Raw genomic sequence first — 15,869 nt, forward strand, 5'->3', positions numbered from 1 at the left:
CACTGATTTGCTTACTGGAAGAGTTAAACAGGTAACTTTACTCGCTACAGTGGTTATCAAATAGAACTAAGCCAGAATGAGTACAGAGATTGAGGCATGGCCGGAACCATCAGGAAGGCGCTGCCGTTATCCCTGTCACAAGAACGGGTCCGATGGGGGCGCGGGGGAGGGGAGGTGTTTAGCGGGGCCGATGCGGCTTTGATACTGCTCTGCAGGACATCGGTGAAGAAAGCGGACTCGCGCTGACGTACCGCTTTATCACCGTTGGGACAGAGAGTGTTACATCGCCTCCCGGTATTCCGGCCAGGCAACGGATTGTGCTTCATAACGCCCTGCGGCTGCGAACAGCGTGCCCTGGAAGTTGATCACACCTGCAGCCTCCAGCCACATCCACTCTTCTGCCTGTACGATCCCTGCCGCGATGACGGTAATTTCCAGCGCGGAACAGCATTTAATAATCGCCTGAACCACCGCCTGCTTTGGCCCACTGCGATGAACATCGCGGGTGATACCGGCATCAATACGAATGCGGTCGGGCTGAATGTGAGTCAGCAAGGACAATCCCGCGGAGCCGTCACCAAAATTGTCGATCGACAGACTGATTCCGACCGCTTTTAGTGCGCGTACGGCTTCAGAGAACGCTTCCAGCTGCGAGATCACTGCGGTTTCGCTTACGCCAACTACAACCTGCTCAGGAACCAGTCCCGCCTGCTGAATAGCGGCCATAATATGATCGACGGCATTGGGTATCACCACCAGCGTCATAGGCAGCAGGCTGACGTACAGTGTCATACCGTCCGGGCAGACCAGGCCAGCATGGGCAAACGTCTTTTTCACGGTTTCCAGATCGTTAACATAAAGCTGATCGCCTGAGGTGTCGTCGGCGGGAGCAGGTCGCAGAGTGGTCGCCTCAATCGCTGTGACCTGACGAGCGAGGGGATCCACCACCGGGCGAAAGCTGACGCCTTCTGTCTCCGGACGGGAGTCCGGCACATCATTGTGCTCAGAAATAAACTCCCAGTAACCCGGCGGGAGGACCTCGTAATAGTTCTCTTTCTCACGAGACTCTACAAACGTGCGCAGGAATTGCAGTGCCCGATCATCATAGGTCAGACGATATTTTGACGTCCCTTTATCCAGCACGGCCTGCAGGAGCGATGAGCGATCGTGTTCACGCAGGTCAAAGAGTGCCATGCCCGCATTACCAAAGCGGCGGTAAGGCGCATAGTCGCGCATCAGCTCCACCACATTGTGGTGCCGTCGATCTGCACAAATCCTCTGATAGACTGCCTGAATGCCTGCTTCCGGACCCTCAAGCAATTGAAAAAAATGGGTACCGTTAAATAATAATATGCCGGTCACGTCGTGAGCCGCATTTATTTTGCTGGCGTTGTCGACCATCGCGGGCAGGGTTCTGATGGGAAAGTCATCTGAAATATGGCTGCGGTATATTATGGTAGTCAGCATGTGCAGCTCCGTTTTATAAGATTGTTGCGCACACGCTAGCATTGTTCAAAAAATGTTTCATCTCTCCTTATTCACAGTCGCACAGACTGCACCACGGCAGGTGACAATAAGCGAAACGGCAAATTGTGGGGCACGGTTCCAACAATCGTAATGGGATCAGAGACGCTGAACCTGAGCAGACGAACTCATGCTTCCTGCATAATAAAAAAGGCCGCCGTAGTGGCAGCCTCATCGTATTGAAGGGGGAAATGTTATTTGATCAGTTCAGCAGAGACATAAGCACGATTATCAACGCGTGCGCCGGTAATTTTATAGGATGCGCCTGCATCTTTGGCCTGTGCCGCGACTTTCGCTTCAGCAGCATCCAGGGTAGACGCGGTAGCGGTAATAGTCTGGGCAAAACTACCGAATGAAATCAGAGAGAGTGCAGTAACAGCAACGAAAGTTTTGATGGATTTCATGGTCAATTCCTTAGCGTATTTCAGTCAGGGAGAGGCGTTTTGCCTCGATGGAATGAATGATAGGCGCGATATCGCCAGACTGATATAGCTAACTTTTGCTCATATTGATCAAATATTTTGAATTATTACCATGGGGGATATCAGAGATCGTTCAGATCGCTGAAAACGCAATCTGATATCAGATTGCGCCAGCTCCAGATTAATGACACTCGCCACGCAGCTTCCAGTGCAGCCAGTGATCCAATGCTTCTTCGTTCAACGGCTTCGAATAGAAATAGCCCTGAGCCTGATCGCAGCCATACTCGGTCAGGGATGTTACTGCATCCGGACACTCAACCCCTTCTGCCACCACGGTATAATCCAGCTCTTTAAGCATGGCGATGATGCTGCGTGCAATGATGCGTGAAGCCGTGTCAGAGGAAAGCTCACTGATCAGGGAACGATCCAGCTTAATCACATCAAGCGGCATGCGACGCAGATAACTGATATTGCTGTAGCCGGAACCGAAATCATCGAGTGAAATAGTGAATCCTCGTGCTCTGAGCATCTCCAGCCCGCGCAGGGCGGTCGGGCTTTCAAGGATACGTTCGGTTTCCAGACATTCGATTCCCAGCAGAGAGGTCGGGAGCTTAGATTTGACCATCTTACTTTCCAGCGCTGAAGCGAACCCCTCGCGCGCAAAGTCACGTACGCTGACGTTTATCGTTAGCGGCAGCTGGATGCAGTTGTTCCTCAGCCGGCTGAGGCGCTCAACCGCCCGATCGATAATCCAGGCTGTCAGCACAGAGAGCAGATCGGTCTGCTCAGCCAGCGGGATAAAGGCGGCAGGTGAAAGCTCGCCCCGGCTGGGATGTTGCCAGCGGATAAGCGCTTCCAGACCCACGGGTTTACCACTTTGCAGGCAAATTTTCGGCTGATAGACCATATATAGCCCGGTGTTCTCGCGTAATGCCGTTTTAAGATCGGTCATCAGCAGGAAATCTTCTGAACGCTGCGTTTCAGCCTCAGCGTCAAAGCGCTGAGAGGGCAGTCCGCGGCCGACCGCTTCATGCAACGCACTGACCGCACGGCCTAATATTTCAGATGCTGGCATGCTGCCAGCGACAAAGTCAGCCTCACCGGTATGGGGAGTCAGCGCGACCGACAGACCTTCATCCATGTCCGCACTGATACCTTCCAGACGACCGGCTACCCACGCGGCACTGAGTCGGCTATCCGCTCGGGTCAGGATAGCAAAGCGGCCGGTGGCCACCGTATAGATCATCTCCCCAACCGCCGGACGCAGGCGCAGCGGCAGCAGAGTGGCCATATCTTTCAGCAGGCTCTCAACCGGGCTCATTCCCATGGTGCGGGCCAGTTCATAAGCACGCGACATATCGATGCAATCAATCAGAACCAGACGGCGTGGCGTGGTATCGCCGGCAACGGCAAGATATTGCAAATCACGTATCAGGCGCTGACGGTTAGGTAGCCCGGTCACCGGATCGGTAAAACCCGCCGAGTGCCAGGCTTCAAGAAAAGACATTACCAGCGTAGAGAGCAGCGTTAAGGTCGTCACCTGGTCACTGGGAAACGCATGCGGTTCGGTGTCGGTCACACATAGTGTGCCCAGAATAATACCATCGCGTGTTTTCAGTGGCACACCGACATAAAAGCGGATAAAGGGTGAGCCAGTGATCAGGGGATGCGTGACAAAACGCGCATCGTAATAAGTATCAGGGACGATCACCGCACTGTCGCTATCAACCACGTGACGACAAAGTGAATCCGCACGCGTTGAGCGTTGCAGTTCAAAATTGTGTGATGCCCGAACGGTCTGGAACTCATCATCCAGCACCGATATAAAGCTGCCCGGGATACCCAGGGCCTGACTGGCTAACCGGACAAACTTCCGGAGAACTTCATCGCGGCTTTCATCAGGGTCGCGCAACGCCTGTAAGGCGCGGCTGCGGCGCTCATTGTCGCCGTTTAAATTGTTTAACATGTGTGTAGAACCCCCGCACCGGCTGATTACGGAGCGAAAAAAGAAAACTGTCCGGAGCGAAATGTGATTCGGGCGGCAGGAATTATGGCGTGATTTTTTATTTTCAACTGGATAATAAGGGACTATGCAGCGGGTGTCTCTTAATATTTTCTTTAACGCATTAAAGGGGTTGTTACGATTCGAAAATTTAATCGAAGATGCGCCTGATTATTTACATTTGTACATTTTATATAGCCAGGAGAGGGTTTTTACGGTTGTTAATGTTTATTTTCCGTCAGGAGATGAATAAGCATTCAGGGTGGTTAATGTTATTTCTAAGTCAGTTTTACAATTAAACAGGTCTGCAGCCAGAGACGGATCGCTATCCGCTGGTTGCTCAGGAAGATAACCTATTAAAAATACAGGTAAAAGCCTGAAAAAATGAAGACCGGCAGATATGACCTGTCAGTGTACTCCTGACTGCTATAGGTCAATCCACCGCAAGACTGCCAGTAACGTGTCGCTTCAGACAGTAATCAGTTTAACCTTTCATGCCGTGTGTGAATTGTGTCGGACGACGTGGCGGCGGGTTTTGCTCCAGCCAATCACGAACCTGTTCGGTCCGCGGCCCTCGCTCGCGGATCGCGCGTGTCAGCCTTTCCTGTGTTGTCCTCAGTTCCTGGGTCCAGTAGGTGATTTGCCACTGTTCACGAATTTCCACCTGCGACAGATCGTCGGGCGAGCGACGCTGGATAGGATTTTTCATTCATTATCCTCCTCTTTTTCAATGATGCAGCCTGAACATGACTCTCAGGCTATACCTCTATCCTGATGAAAAAAGGAAGATTGAGGTAGCGGATTAATCCCTGAATGGCCCTTAAGGCAAATAACAGGATAATTCCTGGCAGGAGGAATAAAGCACTCTATGGAAATAGAAAAGTCTCCGTCAGGGCGAAATATGCCGCTTCGCTTATAAAAAAGCATGCATGATTTTTAAACCTGAAATTTGACATTTATTTAAAATAGTCAATTATTCTGTGGTCTTTTCGTTATGGCCGCTCTCAGGTCGCTTCGCTTTTATTGATGGCGAAGCACTGTGCCTTTGCGGTTTAATCATGTTGAAGGAGTCTTTGTTTGGTGAATCGTCCCCCCAGGCCGCCTGTGGTCGTCCAGAGTAATGTGCGTGAACTTCGTCTTGCCGCCGGGCTCTCACAGCAGAGCGCTGCTGAGCGTTTTGACCTTAGCCTGCGCGTCTGGCAAACCAAAGAAGCCGCAGGTAACCCGACACTATTAAGTCAGGGAGAATATGAGTTGCTGTTATTACTGGCTGGCTGTCATCCCCATTTTGCTCTTGCACCTCAGAGCAAAAAGTAACGGCTGCGTTAATACCCTGAAATTTATTTCTGTGGTAACCGGCTGTCTGATAACGGTAAAAAAATTATATTTACCAACTTGAAAACTGACTACTGATCCCTATTTATGGAGATGATCGGAAATATGAGCCCGATCAGATGAACTTTTGGATGAACCTGTTCAGGAGATTATCACCATGTCAGTACAACAATTTTCAGTGTTCCCTTCGCTGTCTGATTCAGTCTTTTCAGACCGCTTTAACCGCATCGATAAATTGTTCAGTCAGCTTACTGGCGACAGCCCGGTAACGTCGGTTCCCGCTTACGATCTGCAGCGGGTAGAGGATAATCGCTATGCGTTGACCGTCAGTGTACCTGGCTGGAAAGAGCATGAACTGGAGATCGAGTTACGAGGCGGACGGCTTTCAGTGGCCGGTCACAGAGAGAAACCGTCACAGGAAGCGTCTGGCGAGGCCCGGGAAGAGAACACCAGCTGGATCCACCGCGGCATTTCCCGACACGATTTCCAGCTGAGCTTTTCCATTCCAGAGCACATGAAGGTCACCGGAGCCAGCCTGGCGGAAGGTCTGCTTAGCATTGATCTGATCCAGGAAATACCGGAGAGCGAGAAACCGCGCCGTATCCCGATTGCGATCGGCGGTCAACGTACTCTTGAACATCAGTAATATGAACAGGGCGGAAACGGCACAGGCTGTTTCCGCCTTTTTATTCACTGGCAGGTAAGAAAGTCAAAAGAGTTCAGGCGCTGGCTGCCATAAGGCTGATTTGCGACGGTAAGCCGGTATTCGTTCCGATCAGCATGATCGGTTCACCCGCCTCAAGACTGGAGTGAAATGCAGCCTTCATCGATGCACTGATACCATCACCACACCACATCAGATGATGCTCAAAGCGGCGTTGCGCCACGGCGGGGATACCTGACGCATCTGCTGCAACTTCAACCCGAAAGCCCTGTCCGTTAAGCCGTATCGCTTCCATCCAGATCTCGGTTTCATCTGTGACGCTGACTGCTTCAAGAAACAACGGTACGGTGCTGCGTCGTTGTGAGGCCAGCGCCAGGCGCTCCCACTGACTGACTACCGCTGAATGAAAGCGCTGCTGGCGCCGCGCCGCACCTTCGCTGAGGTCAGTGCGCAGCCAGAGGTTGAGCGGCCGCAGGTAGCGATTAACATAATCATCACCACAATAGTCGGTATTCATCATCTGTAGTTCGCGATCAACATCTGCGTCCGTATTATGCGCCAGCAGATGCAACATATCCTCTTCCCGGCAGGCCCAGCCGCCAGGCAGCGCAACGCTGGGCCAGTTAAATGCAGTATGGATATCAAAGAGCGTATGACCCCCTGAGGTCATTTCACGCACACAGAGCGCACGCGTAAGCTGATTATCTGAGTAACCAGCAGGGCCAGGCGGCGTTATCAGCCCGGCACGGCGCCAGCGGCGCAGAGTTTCAGGAAGAACACCGACGAGACCACATACGGTGTCGGTAGAGTGCTGGGGCATAATTGATATCCGAAAGGCATTGAGATCCCATGAACAGGGAAGATGACGCAGTATGCGCGTCAGGAATAAATAAAGAAACAATCATTTCCAAAATCTGCTGGTGTATCGGGTGCTGAGATGGCAGTGGGTGAGGGGGATTAAACAGGGGTACAGGGCAGATGCCGGACGCAGAGACGCCCGGCGATTAAGCACACGTTACCAGTGGTACTTGTTGGAATCTTCCCACTCTTTCACTTCTTTTTCGGCACGATCTTTCTCGTAGCCGTAGCGTTCCTGAATTTTACCGACCAGCTGATCGCGCTTCCCTTCTACAACGGTCATATCGTCATCCGTAAGATCACCCCATTTTTCCTTAACTTTACCTTTGAACTGCTTCCAGTTACCGCCAATGCGATCTTCGTTCATGGTGACTCTCCCATTTCCGGTTGTTGTCCAGTGACCTGATGAATATCTGTGTTGCCTGAAGGCTGTCAGATGAATCAAGCATGGCACAGCTTTTGCCTTTTGCAGCGAAGCGGTGTGAGCCGCATCAAATTATGGGCAAAAGGGGAGGAAAGGGGATTATCACGGCGGGGTCTATTCCGGGCGTCGTGCTGGCCAGCTTACTGCAGGCAGGGCATTGAGGGCTGGACGGGCAAACAGAAAGCCCTGGTAATAGCGCACCCCGGCACCTTCCAGCCAGAGCCACTCTTCAATTTTTTCAACCCCTTCAGCAATAACCGTAATTTCCAGCGCCTGACAGCATTTAATGATGGCCATCACAATCGCCTGACGCGGGCCACTGCGGTGGATATCGGTGATCAGCTTGCGATCGATTTTAACTTTGTCGGGCTGGAAATCGGCTAACAGCGACAGGCCGGCGAAACCGGCGCCAAAATCATCGAGCGCCAGGCTGATCCCGGCCGCTTTCAGCTGCTGGACAGCAAACTGGAATGCGTCGAAGCGCGAGATGATCTCATCTTCGGTCACCTCAACCACCACCTGCTCTGGTCGCAATCCCTGCTGCCTGATCTGCTGGATAAGATGTTCAACAGCGTCGTCAATGACCACCAGCGACATGGGCAGCAGGTTGACGGAGAGCGTTTGCTCGCGCAACCCCAGATGTCTGGCCAGCTGGAAAGCGTAGGTTTTAGAGTGCAGATCGCCCTGATAACGCTCGCTTTCTGGCAACTGTGAAAAGTAATCAGCGGGTGATGCGCCGTGCTGACCTCGTATCAAGGCTTCACAAGAGACAATCCGGCGATTCGCTGTATCCACGATAGGCTGTAGCGCAAATTCACAACGCTGACCCGGTGCCGGTTGCCAGGCTGGCTGAGATTCGGAGGTGACGGGTGTTGTCAGCGTCCACTGACTGGCAGGATCAATTTTGATAAACGTCTCTTTATCCCGCCCCTCGACGAAAGAACGCAGGAACTTCACCACCCGGTCATCTCTGATCCGTTCATCACTCAGGGTAACCCGCTTAAGCAGGGCATCCACTACGGTGTGTTTCTGATAATCACGTAAATCAAATAAGGCCATACCGGCATGACCGAAGCGACGCGCAGGGGCGTAATCCCGCATCAGCTCAATCAGGTTAAAATGCCGCTCATCCTGACTGATACGCTGGAAAACCGTGTGAACGTTGTCGACGCTACCCTCCAGCACCTGAAAAAAGTGCTGTCCGTCATAGAGCAGTATCCCGGTGACTTCAGCCTCAGCATTTTTGATACTGGCGCGCTCCACCAGCGCTTTCAATCTCTCTGGCGAGACAGAACCCGCAAGCTGGCTACGGTAAATAAGGGTGGAGAGCATAATCAGACTCACGTGGCAGAAAGTTACTGATTAAACATATCACAGAAATATTGCTGGTTAAGGGCACAACTACGACCATTATGCCGTTATATTTGCAGCATTAATTTAATCGTAGATTCAGGTAGTACTAAAGGATTCGACAATCAGGACATCAGATCGCAGTGCGGCAATAACCGGGCATAGTAATGAAGGGAAAAGAAAAACCCCCTAAAATCGGGGGCGAACAGCAGATATAGCGCATTATTATAACGTTACAGCATCCCTGGTGAGGCGCTGGTCAATCTGATATTGCCAGATTATTACGCACTTTTTACTCTCCTTACTTCGTCATTCTGGCGAGGCTTTTAAGCGGGTAAAGATCCGTTTATTTGCTATTTCGGAAAATTGTTTTCAGATTCAATCCACTGTTTCAGGCTTCAGGCGATGTCAGCACAACCAATGAATTATCAGGTTACAAATCAACCACTTTTCCAGACACTCCCTTAACGTCATCAGCAGATCAGCCCGGAACGCATGAACGTTGCCGGTCTGCAGAGACAATCAGATGTTGATATCTGCGTTATCTTAAAAAAGTGCCCCCTGTAAAAGGGGGCAAGGGTAGGAGTCAGATCACTCTGCAAAAGAAGTGGATTTCATTACAGAGCCATTCAAAGATAGGGCAAAAACGATGTTTATGCCGCTACGGTTAACTCTTTTTTTAATTAGATATCAAACAATTAAAAAACTAACAATATTTAATGGCTATTTAAATCAATAGTTTAATCAGATATGAAAACGATTTCTAAGATTAGGATTAAAGTCCTGTTTCGCCTGCTGCTTCTGCTATAAATGGCCACAATTAAGCCATTGCTTAGCGATCTGAGACAGGTACACAGAGCAGACTTGACCGTATAAGAGAATAATTGTACTGTTTATATATACAGTTTATTATCGATTGAGAGCCGGTGTGGGGTAGAGATGTCACAGGATGATGAGGTCTGGTCAGCATTCAGAGAGGCGATGAGGCGGGATGATACCGGTCAGTGCACAGTGAGTACCCGGGATTTTGTGGCTGAACTGGAACAACGCAACTCACCTCACACGCTTCGGGCCGCGAATACCTGGATAGAGATGCATATCACGACTTTCAGTGATATCTCAATTGAGCCCGGGGAATGTCGACTGTTCCGTGTGCCTGCGGCGCGTGATTAAAACGTGCCGCAGCGCAGACAGGATAAGAAAGGGTTTCAGCCTGACTGCTGTAACAGATACAGGCTGAAGCAGGCATCAGAGCCTGGATGTGTTCCGACGCATGTCAGACCGATCCTGGAATTTAGGATTCGCGGGGAAGCTCTTCTCGCACGCCATGCGCGCCAGATTCAATGCGACTTTGCGTTTTTTAAGCTTTAACTTCGGCAACCACTCTTTGAACTGTGCCGTTAGCGACGCTGCCTGCTGCTCGTTGGTGACACGACAGATAAATAGCTTGCTCTTGGTCTGACGACTGACATCAATGGCATAGATCTCTACACCTGCGCTGCACACTTCATATTCAACATCCGTAAACTGCATGTGTGGCCAAAGACCGGTTCTGGTTTCAAATGTGGCTAAATCCATGACGACTACCTTTTTTTTATTTTAAGCGTTATTGCTACCCAACAGACTAAAGCCTGGTCGGGCCAGTGAGCATAGACCAGATTCAGCATTCCGCCAGCGATTTCACTGATTTAATCTGGCCCTGACACAAAAGGCTAAAATCTCCCACCGTCGCCTGTTATCTGACAGGTAGCCAGTCATCCTCTTATCAGAAAATCTGATGACAGACTGTCATGCTGGTTTTTCACCCCTTCAGCTCTTCAGCTTTACAAGCCCTGCCTTTGCTGCGTCTGCGACGGTATCCCACGAATTTAAATCGCCTTCTCCTTAACAATTATCGTCAGCATCGCTGTTGAATTAGTGGGCTAATTATCAGATCCAAATGAATGCCTGCTTCCGCTTCATTGTGACCATCCGGCAGTGGAAATCTTCTGACAGGAGATGTGGCAAATTTATCTCAGATGATGAGATGTAAAAAGGTGTGTCAAAATAAAAATGAATAAATGGCAGAGTAGTGTTCTGGCTAGTTCACTCTGTACCATTCGCAAGGAAAAATAAAAAAATATATTCGCCATGCTTAATTAAAGCCCTGCAGACAAAAGCCGATAAGAACGATCCAACTTTGAATTATGTCCAGATTATTCTTTTTTGCCGGGGCAAGTATGACTATTACACAACGTCTGGTATTGATTTTCTCACTGCTTGCAATGTCACTGATTGCGCTGGTGATTATCTCTTTATCAGTGATTTCGGGCTTTCAATCCCGCTTTGAATATGTACAGATGAACGCAATACCCAGCATTCGCGATCTCAATAAATCGATCAGCGTGACCAATCAGTTGGGTATTGCGCTTTATCGCCACCACAGCACCAGCGATGCGGCAAAATTCCCTGCTGCGGAAGAGCGCATTGAGAATCTGCTTACGCAGATTAAGTCGCTCAATGATTACTACATGGCTAACGACATCTCCAGCGATGAAGATAAGGCGATGACGGAACAGGCCTATAAAAATCTGGATGCGGTCCGCAGCGCATTGCCGGCATTCCTTGCCGCGTCACGCGCCCATAATGATGCGGTCACGCTGCCATTATTGCAGAGTGAGGGCGGTATTGGTGCCGCATCCCGTAAGATGGAAGCGGATTTCACCCGTCAGATTCAGCTGAATATCGATATTGGCGAACAGCTCAGGGCGGAGAACAAGCGCGTTTATAGCCAGACCCTGTGGGCGATGTCTGGCGGATCGCTGCTGCTTATTCTGATACTGGCCGGTTTCTCCACTAAGGTGATTCTCGGCATCAAAAAGAGCCTCTCAGGCATGGTCAATACCATGACGCAGGTGAGTCATACCCTCGACCTGACTCATACCGCGGAGGTCCGCAGTAAGGATGAGATCGGCAAAACGGCGATGGCATTTAATCAGCTGCTGGCACGCGTCTCCGGCACGTTGCTTTCCGTCAGTCACGCCGCGCAATCGGTGAGTACCGGATCAACGCAGATAGCGGCGGGCAACGAAGATCTCTCTGCACGCACGGAAGAACAGGCGGCTTCACTGGAGCAAACCTCAGCCAGCATGGCGACACTGAGCGAAACGGTGCGACAGAACTCAGAGGGTGCGCAACAGGCCAGCAGCCTGGCAAATAACGCGAATCACATGTCAATCCAGAATGGGACGGCGGTGAAGCAGATGCTCAGTACCATGGATGAAATCCGCGCCAGCTCTGCCAAAATCTCTGAAATTACCGGACTGATTGAAGGCATCGCGTTTCAGACCAATATTCTGGCGCTGAATGCGGCAGTCGAGGCAGCGCGTGCGGGCGAGCATGGTCGCGGCTTCGCCGTTGTTGCCTCTGAAGTGCGCAATCTGGCGCAGCGCTCCTCTTCTGCCGCCCGTGAAATTAAGGATCTTATCTCAACATCGGTTTCACAGGTCGAGCACGGTTTAGAGCAGGCCAGCGGCGTTGGATCTAACAGTGAAAATGTCCGTCAGGCGATTCAGCAGGTGGCCGATCTGGTCAATGAGATTGCGGCGGCTACCTCTGAGCAGAGTAAAGGCATTGAACAGGTTCATCAGGCCATTGGCCAGATGGATGAAGTGACGCAACAGAACGCCTCACTGGTGGAAGAGGCCTCATCCGCCTCTAAGTCGCTGCAGGAGCAGGCAGAAACGCTGTCGGGGCTGGTGGCGACCTTTAAGCTGGAAAGCAATCACCGTGCAGTACAGTCGCAGCAGACCGCTGCAGTACGGCGTCCGGTATTACACACAAAGCAGCCTGAGCACCAGACCATCGACCTGACTAAGGCGAACTGGGAAAGTTTTTAATAGTTGAGCAGTAACTTAAGGGCCTCCACAATGTGGGGGCTTTTTTTTATCTTAAATCAAAATAAATAAAGCGGCTTTTCCTGAAATAAATATAATATGAAATCGATTTCATTTTTAAAATCGCAAATAACTCTTTAGGGTTATAAGGTTTAAATTGAAATTGGCCGGGCGTAGATATTTGTTTTGACAGTCTGGTGATAATGAGTCAGATACAGGCAGGGTGTCAGTTATCGGCTATTCATGACGCAACTTGAATTTCTTTATCTTCAAAACAATAACGCTGAAGTCAGGCTTGTGGCTTAATGATTTTTGCCAGGTGTTTTTATTTCAATCTTATGATTTTTAAGGGTATTTTTCAAGTTTGGCTTAGGTGAATATTGAAGTAAATATTGTCATTTTATTCACTGTAAAATAACGCAGCGCAATCTATACTCCCTTCCGTGTTATATGTACTTCTGATTTTTTACGAAACTCCTTTCTTCATAGCGACATTGTGCTGCATGAGGCATCTCTGGCTATGTCAAAGAAACGGTAAAAATAATATTACGAAAGCTATTTCGTGCGCTACACACCTGCACGTCTCACACATCAGAGCGGAAAAGAATGAAAAAAATACTCGACCGGATTAATTTGCCAGCGAAATTCCTGTTACTCGGATCCTTTGCGCTGGTGCTGTTTATTTTACCCACCTTTCTGTTTATTCAGACGGGCAATCAGCTTATCGATACAAAGAATGTGGAACTGACCGGTATACCGGTTGAAAGAAAGGTGCTCAAGTTGCTGAACCTGCTGCAGCGGCACCGTGCGGAAAGCGCGATCGCTATCTCGCTGAACAAGCCAGATAACGCGCCACGTATGGCGTTGGTCAGTGAGGTTAATCGCTTATCTCAGACGATTGCTGACGAATTACGTCAGAATAATGAGCAGGCGCAGCCGCTGAAACGGCTGGAGCGGGTTAATCAGGAGTGGAGCCAGCTGCAGAACGATATTAACGCGGGCAAACTGACCCTGGCAACCAGCCTGACGCGACATGCTCAGCTGATTCAGTCGCTGCTCGATACGAACCAGGATGTGCTTGATTTCTATCAGCTATCGCTGGATGCCGATCTGAATACCTACCAGCTGATTGTCAGCATCTTTAGTCGCCTGCCGCAGCTAACTGAAACGCTGGGACAGATTCGTGCTAGCGGCACGTCGCTGATTGCAGGTGGGAATGTGTCGGATGCCGATCGCAGCCGCATGGCATTTCAGCTTGATTATGGCAAAACGGCGCTGAGGCAGTTTAGCGGCAATATGGATAAAGTATTTTCCATTGAGCCAGAGCTTAAAACTACCTTTGGCAATCTGGCACAGGATGCGAACCAGCAGGCGCTGAGTGCGCTGAATCTGGCTGATAGTGTCTTTGTCAGCGGTCACGCCAGCGTGACGCCGGTTGACTATGTGCGGGTCTTTACCCAGGCGATTAACCGTTACGGCGAGCTGGGTGAACAAACCAGCCATCGTCTGGAAGGAATGATGCAGACGCAGATCCAGGAACGCCGCTATGCGCAATATCTGTTACTGGCAGGTCTGTTTGCCGTCGCGCTGCTGGCCATTCTGCTGGCCGTGATGATCACCCGTTCTGTTACCCGGCCGGTTAAAGAAGCGGTCGAAGTTGCCAGCCGCGTCGCGGCGGGCGATCTGACGGCACAGCTGAACGTTTCCGGCAGCAATGAGATGGCTGAGCTGCTGAATGCACTGATGCGGATGCAGCAGCGTCTTGCTCAGCTGGTGTCGGATATCAAAGGTAACGCGGCTACCATCGCCAACTCCTCAGAAGAGATTGCCCGTGGCAATGGCGATCTGTCGTCGCGCACCGAGCAACAGGCGGCTTCACTGGCTGAAACGGCTGCCAGCATGGAGCAGCTGGCGGCAATCATTCAGCAGAACGCGGATAACACGCGCTTTGCCTCTGCCCGTGCAGAATCTGCCACGCAGGCTGCACTCTCCAGTGGTGCAGCAATGGATTCGGTGATGGAGACCATGCACAAAATTCGTGGCAGCTCAGGTAAAATTGAAGAGATTACATCGGTGATCGACAGTATCGCCTTCCAGACCAACATTCTGGCACTGAATGCGGCCGTTGAAGCGGCACGCGCTGGTGAGCAGGGTAAAGGTTTTGCGGTCGTCGCGTCGGAAGTGCGGGCACTGGCACAACGTTCAGCCAGTGCAGCTAAAGAGATCAAGGGTCTGATTGAGCAGTCAGTCGGCCACGCGCAGGAAGGGATCGCCATGGCGCAGAACGCAGGCGATAAGGTGAAACAGAGCGTCAGCGCCATTGAACAGACCTCTCAGCTGATGCGCGACATCACTTCTTCATCCGAAGAGCAGAGCAGTGGTATCTCGCAGGTCAATATTGCGGTGAACCAGATGGATCAGGTGACGCAGCAGAACGCCGTGCTGGTTGAAGAGTCGGCCTCCTCAGCTGATGAGCTCGCCGCGCGCGCAGGGCAGTTACGTACGATGGTTGCGGTGTTCCAGACTGCATAATGGTGTTAAACAGCCGCCTGTGGGTGGCTGTTCTCTTCTCAGCGTTTATTCCGCGCTACGCCTGATGATCCTGCAGACAGGCCAGATACTTCTCGCCCGACCGCATCACCTTCTCTTTTGCCTGCTGATGGATATCCTGCCCTTCAAACGCGCCATACAGTTGCCCGAATGTCACGCCGGAGAGCCTATGCAGTATGTCGCCTACCGTAGCGGCTGACAGCGGCAGCATATTCGGGTAGCTCCACATAAACGACACGCCATGCGCACCCGGCGTGACCTGGATAATATCACCCGCCAGAATCATCCCTTCTCCTTCGTCCCAGTGCAGCACGCTGCCGCCGGGAAAATGACCGCCCAGCCGTAACAGCGTCACAGAGGGCATCAGCGTCAGCGACTCGCCCTGCCATAACTGGATATGTGGACTCTTCCGCACAATCCATTGACGATCGCGGGCGTGCAGATGAATGGGCGCATTAAACGCTTCAGCCCACTCCTGCATGGTGGTGTAGTAGTGCGGATGTGAAATGGCGATAGCATCAATGCCGCCCAGCGCCGCGATCAGCGTATAGGTGGCATCATCAAGGTTGGCAATGCAGTCCCACAGCACGTTGCCGTGCGGCGTGCGCAGCAGAAAAGCGCGCTGGTTGATGGCAAACTCAGGCACGGTTTTAAGACTTAACAGCGCATCGCTGTGAGCCGTCCACTTATTGGCGTGGCTGGCGCGCAGTTCATCAAACGCGATCCAGCGCTGACCGGCGGCTGGAACGTACTGGCGTTCATCATCACAGATTTTACAGTGCTGATGAGTGGAATGAGCGGGATAAGCCGTTCCGCAGGCGGTACATAACATCGTCATGGTGATCTCCTTTGTCTCACTCAATCT

At 51.2% G+C, this 15,869-nt stretch carries 14 protein-coding genes; 5 read left to right on the forward strand and 9 right to left on the reverse strand.

All coding sequences use genetic code 11. From position 1 onward, the window contains the following. Positions 1-279 precede the first annotated feature (279 nt). The 4 genes from LC417_RS20480 to LC417_RS20495 all read right to left on the reverse strand — a co-directional run bounded on the left by LC417_RS20480 (position 280) and on the right by LC417_RS20495 (position 4,657). Entirely contained in the window at positions 280-1,467 is a 1,188-nt protein-coding gene (locus LC417_RS20480) for a diguanylate phosphodiesterase (protein ID WP_033774053.1), read from the reverse strand. Between the two features lie 251 nt (positions 1,468-1,718). Then, complete coding sequence (locus LC417_RS20485; protein ID WP_010256949.1) at positions 1,719-1,928, reverse strand: YdgH/BhsA/McbA-like domain containing protein; 210 nt, start codon at positions 1,926-1,928, stop codon at positions 1,719-1,721. Positions 1,929-2,127: 199 nt separating this feature from the next. Beyond that, positions 2,128-3,912, reverse strand: a complete 1,785-nt coding sequence (locus LC417_RS20490; protein ID WP_010256951.1) for a GGDEF and EAL domain-containing protein — start codon at positions 3,910-3,912, stop codon at positions 2,128-2,130. A gap of 520 nt (positions 3,913-4,432) precedes the next feature. Further along, the gene (locus tag LC417_RS20495) at positions 4,433-4,657 is read right to left on the reverse strand and encodes a DUF3606 domain-containing protein (RefSeq protein ID WP_010256955.1); all 225 of its coding nucleotides are present in this window, start codon (positions 4,655-4,657) and stop codon (positions 4,433-4,435) included. 368 nt (positions 4,658-5,025) lie between these two features. Here LC417_RS20495 and LC417_RS20500 point away from each other — a divergent pair, with 368 nt between their 5' ends. Both LC417_RS20500 and LC417_RS20505 read left to right on the forward strand, forming a co-directional pair. Further along, entirely contained in the window at positions 5,026-5,265 is a 240-nt protein-coding gene (locus LC417_RS20500; RefSeq protein WP_022624236.1) for a hypothetical protein, read from the forward strand. Positions 5,266-5,440: 175 nt separating this feature from the next. After that, the gene (locus LC417_RS20505; protein WP_010256958.1) at positions 5,441-5,929 is read left to right on the forward strand and encodes an Hsp20 family protein; all 489 of its coding nucleotides are present in this window, start codon (positions 5,441-5,443) and stop codon (positions 5,927-5,929) included. A 73-nt stretch (positions 5,930-6,002) separates the two neighbouring features. Here LC417_RS20505 and LC417_RS20510 read toward each other — a convergent pair whose 3' ends face one another. From LC417_RS20510 to LC417_RS20520, 3 genes are all read right to left on the reverse strand, one after another. Continuing rightward, positions 6,003-6,767 carry a MerR family transcriptional regulator gene (locus tag LC417_RS20510; protein WP_033786360.1) on the reverse strand — a complete coding sequence of 255 codons (765 nt, stop codon included), beginning with the start codon at positions 6,765-6,767 and terminating at the stop codon, positions 6,003-6,005. Between the two features lie 195 nt (positions 6,768-6,962). Then, positions 6,963-7,172 (reverse strand): CsbD family protein, encoded by a 210-nt coding sequence (locus tag LC417_RS20515; protein WP_010256969.1) that lies wholly within the window; start codon positions 7,170-7,172, stop codon positions 6,963-6,965. Positions 7,173-7,343: 171 nt separating this feature from the next. Beyond that, positions 7,344-8,561: a diguanylate phosphodiesterase gene (locus tag LC417_RS20520; protein WP_010256973.1), complete on the reverse strand. Its 1,218-nt coding sequence runs from the start codon at positions 8,559-8,561 to the stop codon at positions 7,344-7,346. 957 nt (positions 8,562-9,518) lie between these two features. On the opposite strand from LC417_RS20520, the gene LC417_RS20525 reads away from it, so the two are divergent. After that, complete coding sequence (locus LC417_RS20525; protein ID WP_223566298.1) at positions 9,519-9,752, forward strand: DNA polymerase V subunit; 234 nt, start codon at positions 9,519-9,521, stop codon at positions 9,750-9,752. Positions 9,753-9,827: 75 nt separating this feature from the next. On the opposite strand, the gene LC417_RS20530 is transcribed toward LC417_RS20525, so the two are convergent. Then, on the reverse strand, positions 9,828-10,157 hold the full coding sequence (locus tag LC417_RS20530) for a hypothetical protein (protein ID WP_010256979.1): 330 nt from the start codon (positions 10,155-10,157) through the stop codon (positions 9,828-9,830). Between the two features lie 641 nt (positions 10,158-10,798). Between LC417_RS20530 and LC417_RS20535 the strand changes: the two genes are divergently transcribed. After that, positions 10,799-12,457 carry a methyl-accepting chemotaxis protein gene (locus LC417_RS20535; protein ID WP_010671949.1) on the forward strand — a complete coding sequence of 553 codons (1,659 nt, stop codon included), beginning with the start codon at positions 10,799-10,801 and terminating at the stop codon, positions 12,455-12,457. 603 nt (positions 12,458-13,060) lie between these two features. Continuing rightward, complete coding sequence (locus tag LC417_RS20540) at positions 13,061-14,986, forward strand: methyl-accepting chemotaxis protein (RefSeq protein WP_010671948.1); 1,926 nt, start codon at positions 13,061-13,063, stop codon at positions 14,984-14,986. A 55-nt stretch (positions 14,987-15,041) separates the two neighbouring features. Here the strand turns inward: LC417_RS20540 and LC417_RS20545 are convergent, their stop codons facing one another. After that, positions 15,042-15,842: an MBL fold metallo-hydrolase gene (locus LC417_RS20545; RefSeq protein WP_033759916.1), complete on the reverse strand. Its 801-nt coding sequence runs from the start codon at positions 15,840-15,842 to the stop codon at positions 15,042-15,044. Positions 15,843-15,869: the final 27 nt, after the last annotated feature.

The sequence above is a fragment of the Pantoea sp. OVA07A genome (genome assembly GCF_019969975.1).
Lineage (GTDB): Bacteria > Pseudomonadota > Gammaproteobacteria > Enterobacterales > Enterobacteriaceae > Pantoea > Pantoea agglomerans.

Bases quoted from the DNA above. Each gene is read 5' to 3' on its own strand.
- LC417_RS20510 (WP_033786360.1), bottom strand. From the start codon at position 6,767: ATGCCCCAGCACTCTACCGACACCGTATGTGGTCTCGTCGGTGTTCTT.
- LC417_RS20485 (WP_010256949.1), bottom strand. From the start codon at position 1,928: ATGAAATCCATCAAAACTTTCGTTGCTGTTACTGCACTCTCTCTGATT.
- LC417_RS20530 (WP_010256979.1), bottom strand. From the start codon at position 10,157: ATGGATTTAGCCACATTTGAAACCAGAACCGGTCTTTGGCCACACATG.
- LC417_RS20515 (WP_010256969.1), bottom strand. From the start codon at position 7,172: ATGAACGAAGATCGCATTGGCGGTAACTGGAAGCAGTTCAAAGGTAAA.
- LC417_RS20540 (WP_010671948.1), top strand. From the start codon at position 13,061: ATGAAAAAAATACTCGACCGGATTAATTTGCCAGCGAAATTCCTGTTA.
- LC417_RS20545 (WP_033759916.1), bottom strand. From the start codon at position 15,842: ATGACGATGTTATGTACCGCCTGCGGAACGGCTTATCCCGCTCATTCC.
- LC417_RS20495 (WP_010256955.1), bottom strand. From the start codon at position 4,657: ATGAAAAATCCTATCCAGCGTCGCTCGCCCGACGATCTGTCGCAGGTG.
- LC417_RS20520 (WP_010256973.1), bottom strand. From the start codon at position 8,561: ATGCTCTCCACCCTTATTTACCGTAGCCAGCTTGCGGGTTCTGTCTCG.
- LC417_RS20505 (WP_010256958.1), top strand. From the start codon at position 5,441: ATGTCAGTACAACAATTTTCAGTGTTCCCTTCGCTGTCTGATTCAGTC.
- LC417_RS20490 (WP_010256951.1), bottom strand. From the start codon at position 3,912: ATGTTAAACAATTTAAACGGCGACAATGAGCGCCGCAGCCGCGCCTTA.
- LC417_RS20535 (WP_010671949.1), top strand. From the start codon at position 10,799: ATGACTATTACACAACGTCTGGTATTGATTTTCTCACTGCTTGCAATG.
- LC417_RS20480 (WP_033774053.1), bottom strand. From the start codon at position 1,467: ATGCTGACTACCATAATATACCGCAGCCATATTTCAGATGACTTTCCC.
- LC417_RS20525 (WP_223566298.1), top strand. From the start codon at position 9,519: ATGTCACAGGATGATGAGGTCTGGTCAGCATTCAGAGAGGCGATGAGG.